The following is a 16,889-nucleotide window of genomic DNA, read 5'->3' as shown; positions in this document are numbered from 1 at the left end:
CCAAGTTAAAAAGTCATCCGCCAACATGGTTGGCGGATTTTTGATTTTATTTATTATTTAACAAGATCTAACCAACCATATTTATCTTCAGTTTTACCATTAAATAAACCAAAGAATGTTTGTTGGATTTGTTTGGTGATTGGACCACAACGGCCAATGCCAACTTGGATGCGGTCAACACTGCGCACAGGTGTGATTTCAGCTGCAGTACCTGTCATAAAGACTTCATCTGCCAGATAAAGTGATTCGCGTGATAGTGTTTGTTCTCGCACTTCAATACCAATGTCACGTGCTAGCGTTAATACTGCATCACGTGTAATACCAGGTAGCGCCGATGACGATAAAACCGGAGTGTATAAAATGCCATCTTTAATAATAAAGAGATTTTCACCAGCACCTTCAGATAAGTGACCATGAACATCTAACGCAATACCTTCTTGGAAGCCATTTGCTCTCGCTTCAGAACCAATTAATAATGATGATAAATAGTTACCACCTGCTTTAGCTGCGGCAGGAATTGTATTTGATGCAACGCGATGCCAAGATGAGACCATTGCATCAATACCTTGGTCTAATGCTTCTTCGCCTAGATAAGCCCCCCATGGAAATGCAGCTATCATAACATCGGTTTTATAACCCTCACGTGGGTTAACGCCCATACCCACATCACCAATAAAGACTAATGGGCGAATATAAGCGCTTTTTAAATTATTTTTTTTAATGGTTTGACGTGTAGCTTCCATGATTTCATCAAGAGAATAAGGTACAGGGAAACGATAAATTTTTGCTGAATTTAACAGCCGTTGTGCATGTTCTTTGTGGCGAAAAATGGCAGGACCTTTATGGGTGTCATAACAACGTACACCTTCAAATACTGAAGTTCCATAATGTAAAGCATGTGACATTACATGAACTTTTGCATCTGCCCATGGAATCATGTCACCATTCAACCAAATATAATCAGATTTTGCTGTAGAACTCATTTTGTTTCCCTCTTTATTTTTCAATTTGTTAAGCATGTACTTTGCTTTCGGTATTTTTGTTTTAACGGTCAAGCATTATACTACACTTATTTGTTTATTTAACTGTTAAATTGTTTACCATCTTTGATTTAAGATATTATTTAATAATAAGTTGTTTGAGATTATTATTACTCAATTACTATTACATCTTCTAATTTTGCTACTTGATTTTGTAGTGTCGAAAACGCTCTTTCGGTGGTTAATATTAATGTCATAATTAGTATGTTGTTTTCAACTGTTTGCATTTGCATTGATTTAATATAACCACCCCGATGACGGATAACCCGTAATATACGTTCAAGTGCCCCCAATTTGTCATAAGCTTTTATGACTAATTGGTATTGTGTTTGTTCGTTCATTGCTTACTCCTCACAACTTCTATCTAGCATGTTTTCGTTTGCTGCTCCAGGTGGTACCAGTGGCCATACGTTTTCTAATTCATCTATGCATACATGTAAAAGATAAGCACCTTTTGAATTAAATAGGTTATCGAGCGCAGTATCGATTTGTGACTTTTTGTTGATAGTTTGCCCAGGTATATCAAATGCTTTAGCTAGCATTAAAAAGTCGGGATTATCTGATAAATTTGTTTCGCTGTATCTTTCGTTAAAAAATAATTCTTGCCATTGGCGAACCATACCTAGGCGTTGATTATCAATTAATACAATTTTTATTGGCAATTTTTTACGTTTTATAGTAGTCAATTCTTGGACATTCATCATGAAAGATCCATCACCTGATACACAAATTACACAGTCATTGGGTCTTGCCATCTGTGCGCCAACGGCCGATGGTAAACCAAATCCCATTGTGCCAAGCCCACTTGATGTAATGAAGTTTTGAGGGTGATTAAAGCACATATGTTGTGCTGTCCACATTTGGTGTTGTCCCACATCGGTAGTGACAATAGTATTAGCTGATTTTCGCTCAGAGATAGTTTTTAATAAAGTTGGCGCATAAATAGCTTCACCAGGGTGATCATATCGAGTTGGGTATTGTGCTTTTAGTTGATTAATTTTTTTATGCCAGTTATCAATTGAAACTGTTTGATTTAGTAGTGGTAAAACTTGCTTTATATCGCCTTGTAATCCTAAATGGCTTTGGCGTAATTTGTTGATTTCAGCTTGATCGATATCAATATGAAGTACTTTAGCATGTCGTGCAAATTCATTAAGATTGCCGGTAACCCTGTCATCAAATCGCACTCCTAGGGCAATTAGTAGGTCACACTCTTGCACTGCTAAATTGGCTGCTTTTGCTCCATGCATGCCGACTAATCCTAAATAATAGGGATTATTAATATCGGCAACACCAAGCCCTTTTAATGTTGATACACTTGGAATTTGTGTTAATTCCATAAAGCTTCTAAGTTCGGATATTGCGCCTGAAAGCCCAACACCTCCACCAATGTAAAGTATTGGTTTTTGGGCTTGGGTGATCATTTGTTTGGCTTGTTTTATATCATCAGGCAAGATTGGGTATAGTTGAGTTTTATTCTGTGCGATTTTTAATGAGGGTGGCGTTAAATAGTTTTGATACTCTAGGTTTGCAAGCTGTATATCTTTGGGAACATCAATTAATATTGGTCCCGGTCTTCCCGAATTGGCTAAGTTAAACGCCTCTTCTAATATATTGGGTAAATCGTGTGCATCATCGATTAAATAACTGTGTTTGGTGCAAGCAAGAGATAATCCTAAAACATCAACTTCTTGAAAGGCATCAGTGCCAATAAGCTTTGTGGGAACTTGTCCTGTTATGGCAACAATCGGTACTGAATCAATTAAGGCGTCGGCAAGACCGGTAATGATGTTGGTTGCTCCAGGGCCCGAAGTGGCAATGCAAACGCCAGTTTTGCCTGTTGCACGAGCATAACCTATAGCTGCCATGGCAGCACCTTGTTCATGACGACATAGTACATGTTCAATACCCCCGTCATAAAGTGCATCGTATAGAGGCATAATTTGTCCACCAGGATATCCAAAAACGATGGTTACGCCTTTTTCTTTTAAGGTTTTTACTATCCACTGTGTTCCTAACATTTATTCCTCGCTTGTACTTTACCTATCCATTAACCATAAAAAAACCCCCGCTTTTTGGGAGCGGGGGTTTTCTGATTTATGTATAAACATATTTTTTATTCAAAAACGCCCCCGCGCAGGAATGATGACCACGCTGACAATAATATTGATGAGGACGATTTTGAGTGAAAATTTCATAATGTTGGATGATTAACTTTTTATCATTTTTTAAAATATTTTTAACAAAATACCCTTTTTTAAAAAAAGTGCAACAGTTTTTTATTGCTTTTGCTATTTAGCATAAATAGTTTGTGAAAAAGTTTCAGGAAACACTGTGTTTTAGTATAAAAATATCGGTTTTAATAATTTGGTTTGATGTTTTTGCAATGTCAGTGTATAAAAAATAAATATAAGTAATATAAAGAAATATCGAATATTTAAAAAATGATATCAGTATGAAAATATTGCAACTAATTATTTTTGTTATTTTTAAATTGGTTTTAATAAACTTTGATAACGCTAAAAAACTTCACAAGATACATCTACCGCGGATTGGGAAAATGGTGATCTTAATGATTCTCAAAGTTCAGTCAATGATCCAATCCTTCAAAAATTACTTAACGCATATTGTGAAAATAGTAATGAGATGAATGAGCTTAAAAAATTTTCTAAATGGTGTTAACTATCACTACGATATAAATAATAAAAAAATCATAATAATTTATCTAAAATCAATATGTTGTAAATAAAAGCAACCTGTTTTTAAAATTTTCTTTTACTAGCTTCGTATATGTTAATTTGATACACTTAGTTCAGTGCAAGATTATGCAATATTTAAGGTTTCGGCTTTACTATTTTCAATGACCTCACCAAGCCAATCATAGAAAGCCGCCTTTGTTTATTATTAGCCTCACTTTTTGTTTGTTTAAAAATCTTTGGGGATGATATTGAGCAATGCTATTAAGTTTAAAAAAGAATATTCTAATTTTTGTTGTCAGTAAATATAATTTATTGAATTAATTAGTTATTTTAAAGATTAAAATAGGTTTATCAATAGGATTTTGTGATTATTAATTGATTTCATTTAAGTTATATCGAATTTGTTTTCAAATACATGTTTAACTTAGGAGAAAATTATGAGCAAACAAATCTATAATCCACTTACCAAATATCATCATGATAAGTTCCCAAAACAAACACAAGTTGCACCAGCTTTACAGTGTGAAATGACCCCAACTCCTGATTGTGGTGAAAAAAGCTATCAAGGCCATGGCCGCTTAGAAGGACGTAAAATGCTTGTTACTGGTGGCGATTCTGGTATTGGTCGGGCGGCAGCGATTGCTTATGCTAAAGAAGGTGCTGATGTAGCAATAAATTACCTTCCTTTCGAGCAAAAAGACGCGGAAGATGTTGCTAAGGTTATTCAAGCGGCTGGGCGCAAAGCTGTATTGATCCCTGGTGATTTGAGTGACGAGACTTTTTGTAAAAAATTAGTTGAAGAGGCGCACCATCAATTAGGTGGATTGGATAATTTGACATTGGTTGCTGGTAAGCAGGTTGCTGTTGAAGATATTATGGAACTTACTACCGAGCAAATTAAGAAAACCTTTGAAGTTAATGTGTTTTCGCTTTTTTGGTTAACTAAAGCGGCTTTAGGTTACTTAAAACCAGGATCAACCATTATTACAACTTCATCTGTTCAGGCTTATCAACCTAGCAGTAATTTATTAGATTATGCTTCAACTAAAACAGCTATTATTGCATTTACACGTGGATTAGCTAAACAATTAGGTCATAAAGGTATTCGTGTAAATTCTGTTGCCCCAGGTCCAGTTTGGACTCCATTACAAATTTGTGGTGGTCAACCAAGTGATGCTATTCCTGAATTTGGTAAACAAACTCCTTTACAACGAGCTGGCCAACCTGTTGAACTTGCTGGTGTTTATGTGCACTTAGCATCTGAAGAATCAAGTTATACAACTGGCGAAACTTATGGTGTTACAGGTGGTATGCATATTAACTAATTGATATTTGTTATAGTAAAAGAATTTATTTAAACTCTTTTACTATTAACATTAGATAAAATTAACTTTTAAAATAAAATGGTTATTATGAGTTAATTCATGGTAGTCAAAAAATTAAATAAAAAAGGAATAAAAATGAAACTTTTTAAAGTGATCACTTTAGTAGTGTTAGGGCTTTTTTTAGTCAATTGTGATAATTCAAAATCAAAAACTGATGATATTGAACAACAAGCCAAACAAACAAGTTCAGAAGTAAGTGACAAGGCCAATCAAACAGGTGCAGAAATTAGCGATAAAGCCAATCAATTAAGCTCAGAAATTGGTGATAAGGCTAGCCAATTAAATGCAAAAATTGAAGACCAAGTTAAGCAAGTAAGCTCAGCAATTAGTGATAAAGCTAAAGATTTGTATGAACAAACAAAATCAGAAAAAGATGAGATGCTTAATAAGATTGAAGAAGGTAATTATAATGTTGCTCAAGGTTTGATGATCAAGGCGATTAAAACAAAATTACCTGCAACAATTGATTCGAGTGTAACTTTAGTTGATGTATCGTCAGATAGCAATGCAATTAATTATAAATATATTGTGAATAATATCACTAAAGATGCATTACAGGCTAAAACTAATCAAAAAAATTTACAGGATAAATTGGTTGCGTTTTATTGTGGTGATGATTCTAGCATGAAGACTTTAAGATTAGTATTCCCTAGAGGAGCTAACCATAATTATTATATCAATGACGATAAGGTATTTTCAGTAGATATAAAACCAAGTGATTGTGATGATGATGATTAAATATATTTTTATTAATTTGAATAACTAGTTAAATTTTATTAATATAAAAGGGCTGATTGAAGCCCTTTTTATTTTGGACGCTCTTTCTTAATAGTGTTCATTTACAGCTCTTTTAAAGGTTAATTAATATTATTATTACTGTTTTTGTATTTTTATAGTTTTATCTTTTAAAAGATATCAGGTAGTGATGAATTAGCTTAGGTAGGAATGAATATGAAAGGCATGAAAGTAACATTTGTGATGTTAATGGGGATAATATTATTTGGTTTTAACAATTCAGAAGCAAAAGTTATAGGTACTCAGCGAACTGGTATTCAAGAGAATATGGATATTGTTGAAAGAGGACAAAATATTATTGCTCAATCAACACCTGAAAAAATTAAAGAATTTAATGAGCAAAAAGATGGTGATTATAGTTTTGCTCAAGATTCGGTTGTTGCAGGTATAAAAGAAAAGTTACCCATTGTGATTGATAAATTTACGATGTTCAATGACATATCAAAAGATAACAATAAACTTATTTATAAATATATTATAAAAGGTTTGCCTAAAGATGTGATATTGCTAAAGCAAAATCAGCAATCTGTATTAAAAACGATAGTTACTTTATATTGTGGTAATGACCCAAATGTTGAAGCGTTGAAACTCATATTCCCAAATGGAGTAAGTCATAATTATTATCTTGAAAATGAGAAAATTATGTCGTTTGATTTGGAACCGAGTGATTGTGATTCTAAATAACCATTAATCAACTTAAAAAATACTAGAAACCATCAGCACTAAATGGGTGGGGGCTTATTAAAGCTTACTTTTTGTTTTAAATTGTAAATTTTTTATGTACTTTTTTCACTGATATTTTACAATTTATCGACCACTTTTTAAATAAGTGGTCGATATGTAATTTATAAAATTTACTCAAAGGAATAATAATGAAAAGTTTAAAAACAGTGTCAGCAATTTTGATAAGCTTGGTTCTTTGTAGTTGTGATAATTCAAAATCTGATGCTAATAAAGCTGTTGGTGATTCTTCAAAAAATACTGAATTAAGTCGTTTGCAAGAAACTATTATTAACGAAGCAAAAAAAATGCTTCCAGTTAAAGTTGATGCAAAAACTAATTTGATTGATATAACTAAAGATAATGATTTAATTAATTATAAATATGTAATTGATAGTTCAAAAGATGAGGTATCAATTCCTGATACTCAAAAAATGACGACAGAAAGTCTAAAAACACTTTATTGTAGTAATAGCTCACAAGTTAAACAACTTAGGGATGCATTCCCAAATGGTGTTAGTCATAATTATTATATAAATGATGAGCAATTATTTAGTGTTAAATTGACGCCAGCTTCTTGTACTGCTAACTAAAGTAGTTTGTTTTAATTTTTGATATAATTTATTAATGTGATATAAAACAGGGTGATTTACCCTGTTTTTTTTGAGTTATTCTAGTTCTTTACCTTTTGTTTCGGGTATTAAAAATACAAATGCAGCCGCTGATAATAAATAAGCAGCAGACAGTAAAGCTAATGCGTAGCTAATTGAATAAACAGTAGCTAAATATGCAATTAAAACTTGCGATATTCCTGCAATTCCTCGACCTACATTGAAAATAATATTTTCAGCACTTGAACGGGCATCTGTTGGGTAATGTTCAGCAAGCAATGCACCATATCCGCCCATCATGCCATTTACAAAAAAGCCAATTGCTGAACCAAATATGATTAATATAAACATATCAGTTTGATGAAAATAAAACCAAATTGAAACTGCCGAAACGAATAAAAATAGGATATAAGAAGGACGGCGACCAAATTTATCACATAACCAACCAAAAATTAAGATCCCTAATGACATACCAATTGTTGTTGAAATGGTCCAGAACATTGTATTTTTGAATGGCAATTTGAGTTCAGTTGCAATCATATTTGGCATCCAAACCATGAGCCCATAAAAACCAAAATTTTGTACTGCACAGGCAATAGTTAACCCTATTGTAGTTGCTACGGTTCGAGGATTTTTAAATAATTTGCCAATGGCTATTTTATTTTTATTTTGGGCTTTTAAATTTTGCCAGATTTCTGGCTCTTTTAGGCCTTTACGTGTCCAAGCAACAAATAGCGCTGGTAGTACTCCCATGGCAAAAGCCCAGCGCCAACCATAAATTTCACCAATAAAATTAACGGTCAATGCGGCTAAAATGATACCTACTTGAAAGCCTAATGCTACAATAGATGTTGCTCTTGAGCGTTTATTTTTAGGCCAGCTTTCAGAAACTAAAGTCATACCAATTCCAAATTCACCACCAAGACCAAGACCACTTAAAAAGCGAAATATTAAAAAGCATTCATAGTTAGGTGAAATTGCACATAACCCAGTGAAAAGAGAAAATATTAAAATAGTCCATGAAAAGACTCTTACTCGACCATATTTATCGGCAAGGATACCAAATAAAATACCGCCTAATACGGCGCCAAGTAAGGTTACTGATGTTAAGGTTCCTAAATCAGCTTTAGTTAGGTTAAAGCTGGTCGAGATTAGACTAAAACATACACCTAAAATCATCATATCCATGCCATCAAGTGCGTAACCGACAGTGGATGCAAAAAGGGTTCTTTTTTGATACGGGGTTGTGTGTTCGTTTTCACTTTCTGCTTGCAAGGCTGTGTTTGCTTCAGTGTTCATGTATACCTCTAGTTTTTAAAAATAGATGTTACTTAAAATTTGCGTTTTATGATGTTTAATTTGTGATTAAACGGAGGGTAAATTAAAGCGGGGCAAGTATATACTTAAAACTAGTAAAAAGCCAAGCTTAATGCCCTAAACAGTCGTTTTATCTGCCGATTTTGTTATCGGCAGTTGATTTATTTAATCTTCAGCAAAGTGCCAATAACCTTTGTTGACAAGATCAAGCATGACTTTAAGTGTGTTTTTATCCTGCAACTGTTCGTAATTAAGTGTTTCATTTTCACAAAGTAGATCTATAATAGGCATTGGTAAGTCAATTTTTTCACCATGAATATAGCCAAAATCACCTACTTTAAAGATTCGAATGCTTAGTACACGGTGCAGCTCTGCACCAGCTTCTAGTAATGATTCAAATTCTTCATAATTGTATGGTGGTTCAACTGGTACAATATTTAGATCGTGCATTGGTAGAGTAATGTATTTGCCAAACCAATCGTTAAATAATGTAGGCGTTTTGATTAGGTCGATAATTTGATTTTGTGCTTTTGTTAGTTCATAAGGTTGAACGCGATGGGGATCATTAGGTAGCTTTAAATCTGGATCTTGATAATAAACACTAATTGGTAGGTTATCAATGACATAATCAGCAAAGCTACTTAATAGTTGTTGTGATGTTTGTGTCATAAAGCCAACGGAATAACTTAATGATTCTCCAATGGATATACCATTATGCGGACAACCTGTTGGAATATATAGAATGTCGCCTGTGGTGAGCTCTTCGTCAATGATTGGTTGATATTCTTCGACATGTAATAATGCTTTGTGTGCATTAAATTGTTTATAATTTGGATCGCCATTGCCTACTTGCCAACGCCTGCTACCCATGCCTTGAATAATAAATACATCATAATTATCAATATGAGGTCCAACTCCAGCGCCTTGGGTTGCGTAAGAAATCATTAGATCATCAAATTGCCATTGTGGAAGGCATTTAAAAGGTTTAAGTAAGGTCGCTGCTTGTTCATGCCAATGGTCAACGGCTTGTACTAGCAAACTCCAATGATCTTCACCTAAGTTATCGTATTGAGTAAATGGTCCGAATTTAGCATCCCAAACACCATCTTTATTAGAAACAATTCGGCTATCAATTTCTTCTTCCATCGCTAAACCAGCTAGTTCGTCTGGTGTTATGGGATCAATAAAATTAACAAATGCTTTGTGTAAGATTACCGGTTTTTTTTGCCAATAGTTTGTTAAAAAATCATCCCAATCAATAGTTAATTTATAATTCATTTAATTTTCCTTGAAGATTGAATAACTGGCAAAAATTATGGGTGGTTTTTTGGGCTATATCCTCTAAAGAAACACCTTTTAAAGCAGATAAATATTGCGCAACTACACGAACATACGCTGGTTGGTTTTCTTTACCTCGATATGGCACGGGGGCAAGATAAGGTGAGTCAGTTTCGACCAAAATACGATCAAGTGGAACATATTTAGCAACTTCGCGTAAGGCCACGGCATTTTTAAAGGTGATAATCCCTGAAAAGGAAATATAAAAACCAAGATCCAATAGTTGTTTTGCTGTTTCGATATCTTCTGTAAAACAGTGCAAAACACCAGAGTGGACATGCTCTTCTTTTAAAATTCTTAAAGTGTCTTCTTTAGCATTACGTGTATGGACAATAATGGGTTTGCTTAGCTTTCGCCCTAATCGGATATGTTCTTTAAATATAGTTTGTTGTAGTTCTAAGTTGTCTTGTTGGTAGTAATAATCAAGTCCTGTTTCACCAAGGGCAATGACATTATCTTCTTGTGCTAAGGTTTGAAAGCGTTCAGCATCGTAGGTTTCGTCATCAAGATTAAGTGGATGAATCCCACATGAGAAAGAGCATTGAGTTTGATAAGGTGTAAGCTTATGTTTCATCGATTCATAGCCAGATAGTGTTGTTGCCACGCTTAGGCAATGTTTAACGCTATTGTTGATAGCTTCTTGTAAAACATCTTTGATGGATTTAGTACTAAAGTCTAAACTATCTAAATGACAGTGAGAATCAATTAAAAACATAAAAATCTCTTCTTTATTTATCTTAATGTTGTTCAAAATCACGAACAGGTTTTATTGTTGACCATGAACGGCAAGCAGGGCATAACCAGTAGAGTGAGTTAACTGTGAATCCACATTTTTGGCATCGATAATTGGGTACCGCTTTTATTTGTTCGCCAACCATGTTGCGTAAAAGTAAAAGGCTTTCTTTAGCTTTACCTTGTTCTGCATCAGCAACATGATAGTTCATTAATCGATAAAAACCTTTTAAATTAGGGTGTTTCAGTAATTCTCGATACATATAGTATTGTGCGGTGTCTAGACCTTTTTCTTTTTCGATAACATCAGCAAGCATTAATTCAGCAACATTACCTGTATCTTGATCGACACATATTTGTAAAAATTCTTGAAATTCATATTGATTATTTAGCTTTAGGTAACACTCTTTTAATGCAGGTAATGCTTCGCCAATAAAAGCTTTGTCCTGCAGTAATATTTGCTTAAAAGATTTGATAGCTTGCTCAGTTTTGTTTTGTAGCATAAGAACTTGCCCCAACATGAGTGAAGTACGAGCACATTTAGTGTCTGCCATTGCTGATTTTTGTAATAGACTATTGGCTTTATCGAGATCATCATTATCAATCGCTATTGACGCCAATTCACAATAAAATTGTGCAATATCGGTTTTGTATTTTACATTACCAAGTTTGACCAATTTAGTTGCCATGTTGATGGCATTTATCCATTCACTGGTTGATTGATATATGATGATAAGTTGTTGTAATGCATGCTGTTGAAAGTCTTCTTCATCAATTAATTGTAAAAATGTCTCTTCAGCACGATCGTAAAATCCTGCAACCATGTAATCTCGACCTAGTTGTTGAATAGCTAATAGTCTCTGTTCGAATGTTAAAGATGAACTTTCTAATAGCGCTTGATGAATACGGATAGCACGATCAACTTCGCCTCGAGAGCGAAATAAATTGCCCAATGTTAAATGGGCCTCAAGTGTGCCATCATCTTCTTTTAACATGTCTAAGAAAAGATCGACAGCTTTGTCTTTTTGATTTGATAAAAGAAAATTCAAACCATCAACATATTCACGAGATAGCCGATTAGATTGATTTAGATGTTTCTGTTTTGCATTTCTGTCACCCATATACCAACCGTATGCGGCGGCAATAGGAAGTAACAAAAATAACAGTTCAAACATAGTAACCTATTCTTAATTAGTTTTAGTTGTGTTTATTTGCAGATTATTAGTCATGCCTTCATCATATTTTTTTTGTAATTTATTTAGTTTACGTTTTGTTGATGAGTGCTGTAATTTAGATTTTAGAAAGAAAATGCCGGTTAATATCCAACCAACAATAAACCCCGAACCAAATAAAATAGCTAATAAGACTGATAAGCGGGTTTCAGTTTTAGCCACCAAATAATTGAATGTTACTATTTGATCATTAGCCGAACCTATTGCTATTGAGATGGCAAAGATGATAATTATCAATAAAATTGATATAACAAATTTCATAATGTTGACCTTTCTTTTTTTTGTTTTAGTTAGACTCTTTCGTTTATTATACTCTTCTATTCTTATAATTTCTTTTTGCATTTGGCTAGTTAGATTATTAACTGTATTGCCTAAAAATAATATTGTTTGTTGTAAATGTCACTTTCTCAAAATATTTAATAATCATTTGTCTACTATATGCCATTTTCTAGCATAAAAATAGCAAATTAATGAGATTATCCATGCGATTAATATACTTGTTATTAGATCAATAGGACTATGCATGCCTAATAATAACCGGCTTAATTCAATTAATATTGACCAAATAATGATAGAAGATACTATCACATAATGCTGTCTAAATTTTAGTAATATTAAGGCCAATAGTGCCCAAGTTACAGCTAACAAGGTATGCCCAGAAGGAAAAGCATATCCCGTTTCATTTTGCCAGTGGCCTGATAACCAACTAGGGATTGTTGATGAATTGTTAAATAATTGATGAATAATTTTTTTTCTTTCTGAACCTGATTTCGAATAAAATTGTTGATCACTAATATTATATTCCTGAGCCATCCAAAGTACATAAGGCCGTGATTCAGCGGTTTGTGATTTTAAAAGGCTTTTAATTATTTGCCCACTTAATATTGCGCTAACAAGAAGTAACCATAATAATATGATTCTTTTTTTTGTTTTTTGGGGTAATAGCAGACAAAATACAATGAATAAAATTGTTGAGGTGATAATTCCCCAAGGAAAACTTGCTGTTTCAGTTATTAAAAATAAACATTTAGATGTATTATTTAAGGTTGCTGGTTGCCAATGCCAATTTATGGCTATAATAGTAAAAGGAACAGCTAAGAAAATAGCCAATAAGACTATTGTTTTTTTTATTACTAACCTCATTTATAAACTCAATTAAGTATAAATTGCTTTTGCTTAATATTTTAGCATAGAAGATAAATTTATTTTTATAAAATCTTATTTATCGTTATTGAAAACGGAGATAATAATGCAATTAAAACGTGTTGCACAAGCGAAATTGCCGACGCCTTGGGGGTGTTTCATTATTGTTGGATTTGAAGAAATTGCAACAAAAAAGGATCATGCCGCATTAGTATTTGGTGATATATCTGGCGATACACCAGTTCTCACAAGAATTCATTCTGAATGCTTAACAGGCGATGCGCTTTTTAGCTTACGCTGTGATTGTGGTTTTCAGTTAGAAGCAGCCTTAAAACAAATTGCAAAGGAGGGTAAAGGGATTTTAATTTATCACCGGCAAGAAGGACGCAATATTGGTTTATTGAATAAAATCAGAGCTTATGCGCTACAAGATCAAGGCTTGGATACGGTTGAAGCTAATGAGCAATTGGGGTTTGCAGCAGACGAACGCGATTTCACTCTATGCGCAGATATGCTAACTTTATTAGGTGTATCACAAATTCGCTTATTAACCAACAATCCCGAGAAAATACGAGTGCTTGAACAATCAGGAATTAAAATTATACAACGGGTGCCATTGGAAGTTGGTGGAAATCCAAACAATGAGCATTATCTAGAAACAAAAGCAAATAAAATGGGACACTTACTTCATTTGCATCACTATAATTGCAATCACTAAAAATTTAAGTTAACTAAGAGAACTTATTGGTTTGTAATTGAATTTATCCAAAATAGTAAAAATGTTTAAATAAAAACTCAAAATAGAAAATATTATTTTGAGTTTTTATTACTTGATAATAAGAGAAAAATTTTAATTTAGGTTTATGTGATAATTGTCAATTGTTTGGCACCTTTAAAATCAATTTTTATCGCTGCGTAGCACACCACCATTAGCAATCTGATCTTTAGATAATTCGTGCATTATGATTTGTACTGCTTCTGGTTTACAGTTAAGGGTTTCAACGATGGCATTAGTTACCCGTTTTGCCATTTCTCTTTTTTGCTCTACAGTGCGACCTTCTAAAAAGTCTATAACGACATTAGGCATAGATACCTCCTAGTGATTATTAATTTGGGCAAGTTGTTCATCAGTTAATGCGATTTCATCATTATGGCATATGCTAATGCCAGATTTTATAATTTGCTCAGCAATGGCCTTAGCTTCATCTAATGAGTGCATTTTATAGGTACCACATTGATACTCATTCAATTCAGGAATCTGATTTTGTGATTTAACATTTAATACGTTATGCATTGATTTTAGCCATGCATCGACAACTAATGCCTCATTAGGATTACCAATTAAGCTCATATAAAAGCCTGTACGACATCCCATTGGTGAAATATCGATTATTTCAACTTTATCACTGTTAAGATGATCGCGCATAAAACCAGCAAATAAATGTTCTAATGTATGAATTCCTTTTTCTGGAAGGTTATTTTTATTTGGAATGGTAAAGCGTAGATCAAACACAGTAATGCTGTCACCTTTTGGGGTCACCATTGTTTTTGCAATTCGTACAAAGGGTGCTTTCATTTTTGTGTGATCAACTTTAAAACTGTCTAATAAAGGCATAATGTCCTCCTTGTTATTTGATAATTGTTATTCTAATCAATTTACTAATAAGTACCAGTAGATTTGATATTTACTGATCAAGTAAATTTATTAATTCTTGCTCATCAATAACTTTTATTCCTAGTTCTTGAGCCTTATTAAGTTTAGAGCCTGCTGCTTCTCCTGCAATCACTAGATCAGTGTTTTTCGAAACACTGCCTGTTACTTTGGCTCCTAGTTGCTTTAATTTATCTTTGGCTTCATCTCGTGTTAAAACCGACAATGTACCAGTTAATACTACAGTTTTTCCTGAAAAAGGTGAGTTAATGGCGATCTCTTGTACCTGTGGAATGACATCTTGCCAGTGAATGCCTACTTCATTACTGGTTAGTTGTTCAATTACATTGCGATTATGTGGTTCTTGAAAAAAGTCAATAATGCTTTCTGCAATGACGGCACCAATTTCGTTTACTGATTGTAGTTTTTCTAGTGAGGCATTCTCAATTGCTGATAAACTACCAAGTTGGTTAACAAGATTTTCGGCAGTAACTTCACCAACATTCGGGATTCCAAGCGCAAATATAAAGCGGCTTAATGTAGTATTTTTAGATAATTCTAGTGCATTTAATAAGTTATTGGCAGATTTTTCCCCAATTTTATCTAAACTACATAGTGTTGGTAGATTTAGTTTATATAAATCTGCAGGTGTTTTGACATATTCTTTATCAACCAGTTGTTCAATAATTTTTTCGCCCATACCATCAACATTCATTGCTCGCCGTGAAACAAAATGCTTTAAGGCTTCTTTTCGTTGTGCAGGGCAAATCAAACCTCCAGCACAGCGTGATATCGCTGCACCTTCGTCTCGAACTATTTGCGAGCCACAAATAGGGCAGTGTGTCGGAAAGATGATTTCTTTTGTGTCGGCGGGTCTTCTATCTACTATGACGGCTACTATTTTAGGAATAACGTCACCAGCTCGGCGTATTGTTACATAGTCACCCTCACGGATACCTAATCGGATTATTTCATCGCTATTATGTAATGTCGCATTGCTCACAATAACGCCAGCAACTGATACAGGTTCAAGCCTTGCTACAGGAGTAATTGCACCTGTTCGCCCAACTTGAAAGTCTACTTTATTTAATTTTGTAATTTCTTCTTGAGCCGGATATTTAAATGCTGTGGCCCATCTTGGTGCTCGAGCAACAAATCCAAGCTGATTTTGTAGTTCAATACTATTAACTTTAATTACTACACCATCGATATCAAAATCTAATGACATACGCTGTTCACCAATTAGTTTAAAATAATCTAGAGCGGCTTGCACCCCTTGGCGTTTTTGTACTTTATTACTAACTGGTAACCCCCAAGCTTTAAATTGCATTAAACGATCGTAATGAGTGTCAGGTAATGTGGTACCTTCGACAATACCAACACCATAACAAAAAAATGCTAATGGTCTTTTTGCTGTAATTTTAGGATCTAATTGTCTTAATGAACCAGCGGCTGCATTACGTGGATTGGCAAATACTCTTTCGTTATGCTTTTCTGCATCTGCGTTGAGTTTTTCGAAGCCTTTATGTGTCATAAAGACTTCTCCTCGAACTTCTAATCTAGAAGGGATGTTATCGCCTCTTAGAACTAGTGGAATTGTTTTGATAGTCTTTACATTGGCTGTTATGTCTTCTCCTGTTGTACCATCTCCTCGTGTTGCTGCTTGTAAAAAACGACCATTTTCATAAAGAAGACTGACAGCAAGTCCGTCAAGTTTGAGCTCACAACAATATTCAACCTGTTCAGCATCGTTTAAATGAAGACGATCTTTAACTCGCTTGTTAAATGCAATAAAACTAGCATCATCAAAGACATTATCTAGTGATAGCATAGGTATTTCATGTTTAATTGATGCAAATTGGGCTAATGGGGAACCACCAACTCGTTGGGTTGGTGAGTCGGAAGTAATAAGATCTGGGTTTTGCTGTTCTAATGTTTGTAGTTGCTTTATTAATTTATCATATTCAACATCGGGAATTTCTGGTGTATCAAGGACATAATAACAGTATTCATGATGTCTAATTAGGTTGCGTAGTGAAGTCAATTGCTTCGCTATGTCTTTATTCAATTCAGGTGTACTTACTGAATTTTTTGTTTCATTATGTAGCGACATGATTATATGCTCTTATTAAAACGAAGGTTTGGGAAAATATTATAAATAGGTTATATTCATTTTTATCCACCAATTCAAGTTGGTGGAATTTTTTAAAAGATTTGCTGAAAAGA

Annotated in this window: 17 protein-coding genes; 5 read left to right on the top strand and 12 right to left on the bottom strand. The window is 33.8% G+C overall.

What is annotated here, in order from left to right; genetic code table 11:
• Positions 1-53: 53 nt before the first annotated feature.
• The 3 genes from ACGH6Q_RS01815 to ilvG all read right to left on the bottom strand — a co-directional run bounded on the left by ACGH6Q_RS01815 (position 54) and on the right by ilvG (position 3,061).
• Complete coding sequence (locus ACGH6Q_RS01815; RefSeq protein ID WP_085165727.1) at positions 54-983, bottom strand: branched-chain amino acid transaminase; 930 nt, start codon at positions 981-983, stop codon at positions 54-56.
• A 167-nt stretch (positions 984-1,150) separates the two neighbouring features.
• Positions 1,151-1,381, bottom strand: a complete 231-nt coding sequence (gene ilvM / locus ACGH6Q_RS01810; protein WP_065635496.1) for an acetolactate synthase 2 small subunit — start codon at positions 1,379-1,381, stop codon at positions 1,151-1,153.
• 3 nt (positions 1,382-1,384) lie between these two features.
• Positions 1,385-3,061 carry an acetolactate synthase 2 catalytic subunit gene (gene ilvG, locus ACGH6Q_RS01805; protein WP_411591600.1) on the bottom strand — a complete coding sequence of 559 codons (1,677 nt, stop codon included), beginning with the start codon at positions 3,059-3,061 and terminating at the stop codon, positions 1,385-1,387.
• A 1,115-nt stretch (positions 3,062-4,176) separates the two neighbouring features.
• Here ilvG and ACGH6Q_RS01800 point away from each other — a divergent pair.
• The 4 genes from ACGH6Q_RS01800 to ACGH6Q_RS01785 all read left to right on the top strand — a co-directional run bounded on the left by ACGH6Q_RS01800 (position 4,177) and on the right by ACGH6Q_RS01785 (position 7,232).
• Entirely contained in the window at positions 4,177-5,064 is an 888-nt protein-coding gene (locus ACGH6Q_RS01800; RefSeq protein WP_065589309.1) for an SDR family oxidoreductase, read from the top strand.
• A gap of 135 nt (positions 5,065-5,199) precedes the next feature.
• Positions 5,200-5,862, top strand: a complete 663-nt coding sequence (locus tag ACGH6Q_RS01795; protein ID WP_411591598.1) for a hypothetical protein — start codon at positions 5,200-5,202, stop codon at positions 5,860-5,862.
• A 213-nt stretch (positions 5,863-6,075) separates the two neighbouring features.
• Positions 6,076-6,603 (top strand): hypothetical protein, encoded by a 528-nt coding sequence (locus ACGH6Q_RS01790; RefSeq protein ID WP_085165723.1) that lies wholly within the window; start codon positions 6,076-6,078, stop codon positions 6,601-6,603.
• Between the two features lie 188 nt (positions 6,604-6,791).
• A complete protein-coding gene (locus tag ACGH6Q_RS01785; RefSeq protein ID WP_085165721.1) occupies positions 6,792-7,232 on the top strand; it encodes a hypothetical protein in 441 nt (146 codons plus the stop codon).
• Positions 7,233-7,307: 75 nt separating this feature from the next.
• Here the strand turns inward: ACGH6Q_RS01785 and ACGH6Q_RS01780 are convergent, their stop codons facing one another.
• The 6 genes from ACGH6Q_RS01780 to ACGH6Q_RS01755 form a co-directional block, all read right to left on the bottom strand.
• The gene (locus ACGH6Q_RS01780) at positions 7,308-8,549 is read right to left on the bottom strand and encodes an MFS transporter (protein ID WP_411591596.1); all 1,242 of its coding nucleotides are present in this window, start codon (positions 8,547-8,549) and stop codon (positions 7,308-7,310) included.
• A 183-nt stretch (positions 8,550-8,732) separates the two neighbouring features.
• Positions 8,733-9,845 carry a JmjC domain-containing protein gene (locus tag ACGH6Q_RS01775; RefSeq protein ID WP_411591595.1) on the bottom strand — a complete coding sequence of 371 codons (1,113 nt, stop codon included), beginning with the start codon at positions 9,843-9,845 and terminating at the stop codon, positions 8,733-8,735.
• The gene (locus ACGH6Q_RS01770) at positions 9,835-10,620 is read right to left on the bottom strand and encodes a YchF/TatD family DNA exonuclease (RefSeq protein ID WP_296318172.1); all 786 of its coding nucleotides are present in this window, start codon (positions 10,618-10,620) and stop codon (positions 9,835-9,837) included. Before ACGH6Q_RS01770 ends, ACGH6Q_RS01775 begins: the two co-directional genes overlap by 11 nt.
• Positions 10,621-10,642: 22 nt before the next feature.
• Positions 10,643-11,812, bottom strand: a complete 1,170-nt coding sequence (gene lapB / locus ACGH6Q_RS01765; protein ID WP_065589302.1) for a lipopolysaccharide assembly protein LapB — start codon at positions 11,810-11,812, stop codon at positions 10,643-10,645.
• A gap of 12 nt (positions 11,813-11,824) precedes the next feature.
• The gene (locus ACGH6Q_RS01760) at positions 11,825-12,130 is read right to left on the bottom strand and encodes a LapA family protein (RefSeq protein ID WP_411591592.1); all 306 of its coding nucleotides are present in this window, start codon (positions 12,128-12,130) and stop codon (positions 11,825-11,827) included.
• 162 nt (positions 12,131-12,292) lie between these two features.
• Positions 12,293-13,012, bottom strand: coding sequence for a phosphatase PAP2 family protein (locus ACGH6Q_RS01755; protein WP_065589301.1), 720 nt, complete (start codon positions 13,010-13,012; stop codon positions 12,293-12,295).
• 106 nt (positions 13,013-13,118) lie between these two features.
• Here ACGH6Q_RS01755 and ribA point away from each other — a divergent pair, with 106 nt between their 5' ends.
• Entirely contained in the window at positions 13,119-13,730 is a 612-nt protein-coding gene (gene ribA / locus ACGH6Q_RS01750; protein ID WP_034914165.1) for a GTP cyclohydrolase II, read from the top strand.
• Positions 13,731-13,910: 180 nt separating this feature from the next.
• Here the strand turns inward: ribA and ACGH6Q_RS01745 are convergent, their stop codons facing one another.
• From ACGH6Q_RS01745 to ligA, 3 genes are all read right to left on the bottom strand, one after another.
• Positions 13,911-14,099 (bottom strand): 2-hydroxymuconate tautomerase, encoded by a 189-nt coding sequence (locus ACGH6Q_RS01745; protein WP_085165713.1) that lies wholly within the window; start codon positions 14,097-14,099, stop codon positions 13,911-13,913.
• Between the two features lie 9 nt (positions 14,100-14,108).
• A complete protein-coding gene (gene luxS, locus ACGH6Q_RS01740; RefSeq protein WP_296300923.1) occupies positions 14,109-14,627 on the bottom strand; it encodes an S-ribosylhomocysteine lyase in 519 nt (172 codons plus the stop codon).
• 70 nt (positions 14,628-14,697) lie between these two features.
• Positions 14,698-16,776, bottom strand: a complete 2,079-nt coding sequence (gene ligA / locus ACGH6Q_RS01735; RefSeq protein WP_296300922.1) for an NAD-dependent DNA ligase LigA — start codon at positions 16,774-16,776, stop codon at positions 14,698-14,700.
• Positions 16,777-16,889: the final 113 nt, after the last annotated feature.

The organism is Gilliamella sp. BG2, assembly GCF_046635645.1.
GTDB classification, from domain to species: Bacteria; Pseudomonadota; Gammaproteobacteria; order Enterobacterales; family Orbaceae; genus Gilliamella; species Gilliamella bombi.
The sequence above is the reverse complement of the archived record's forward strand: the minus strand, read 5'-3'. Positions and strand labels throughout refer to the sequence as shown.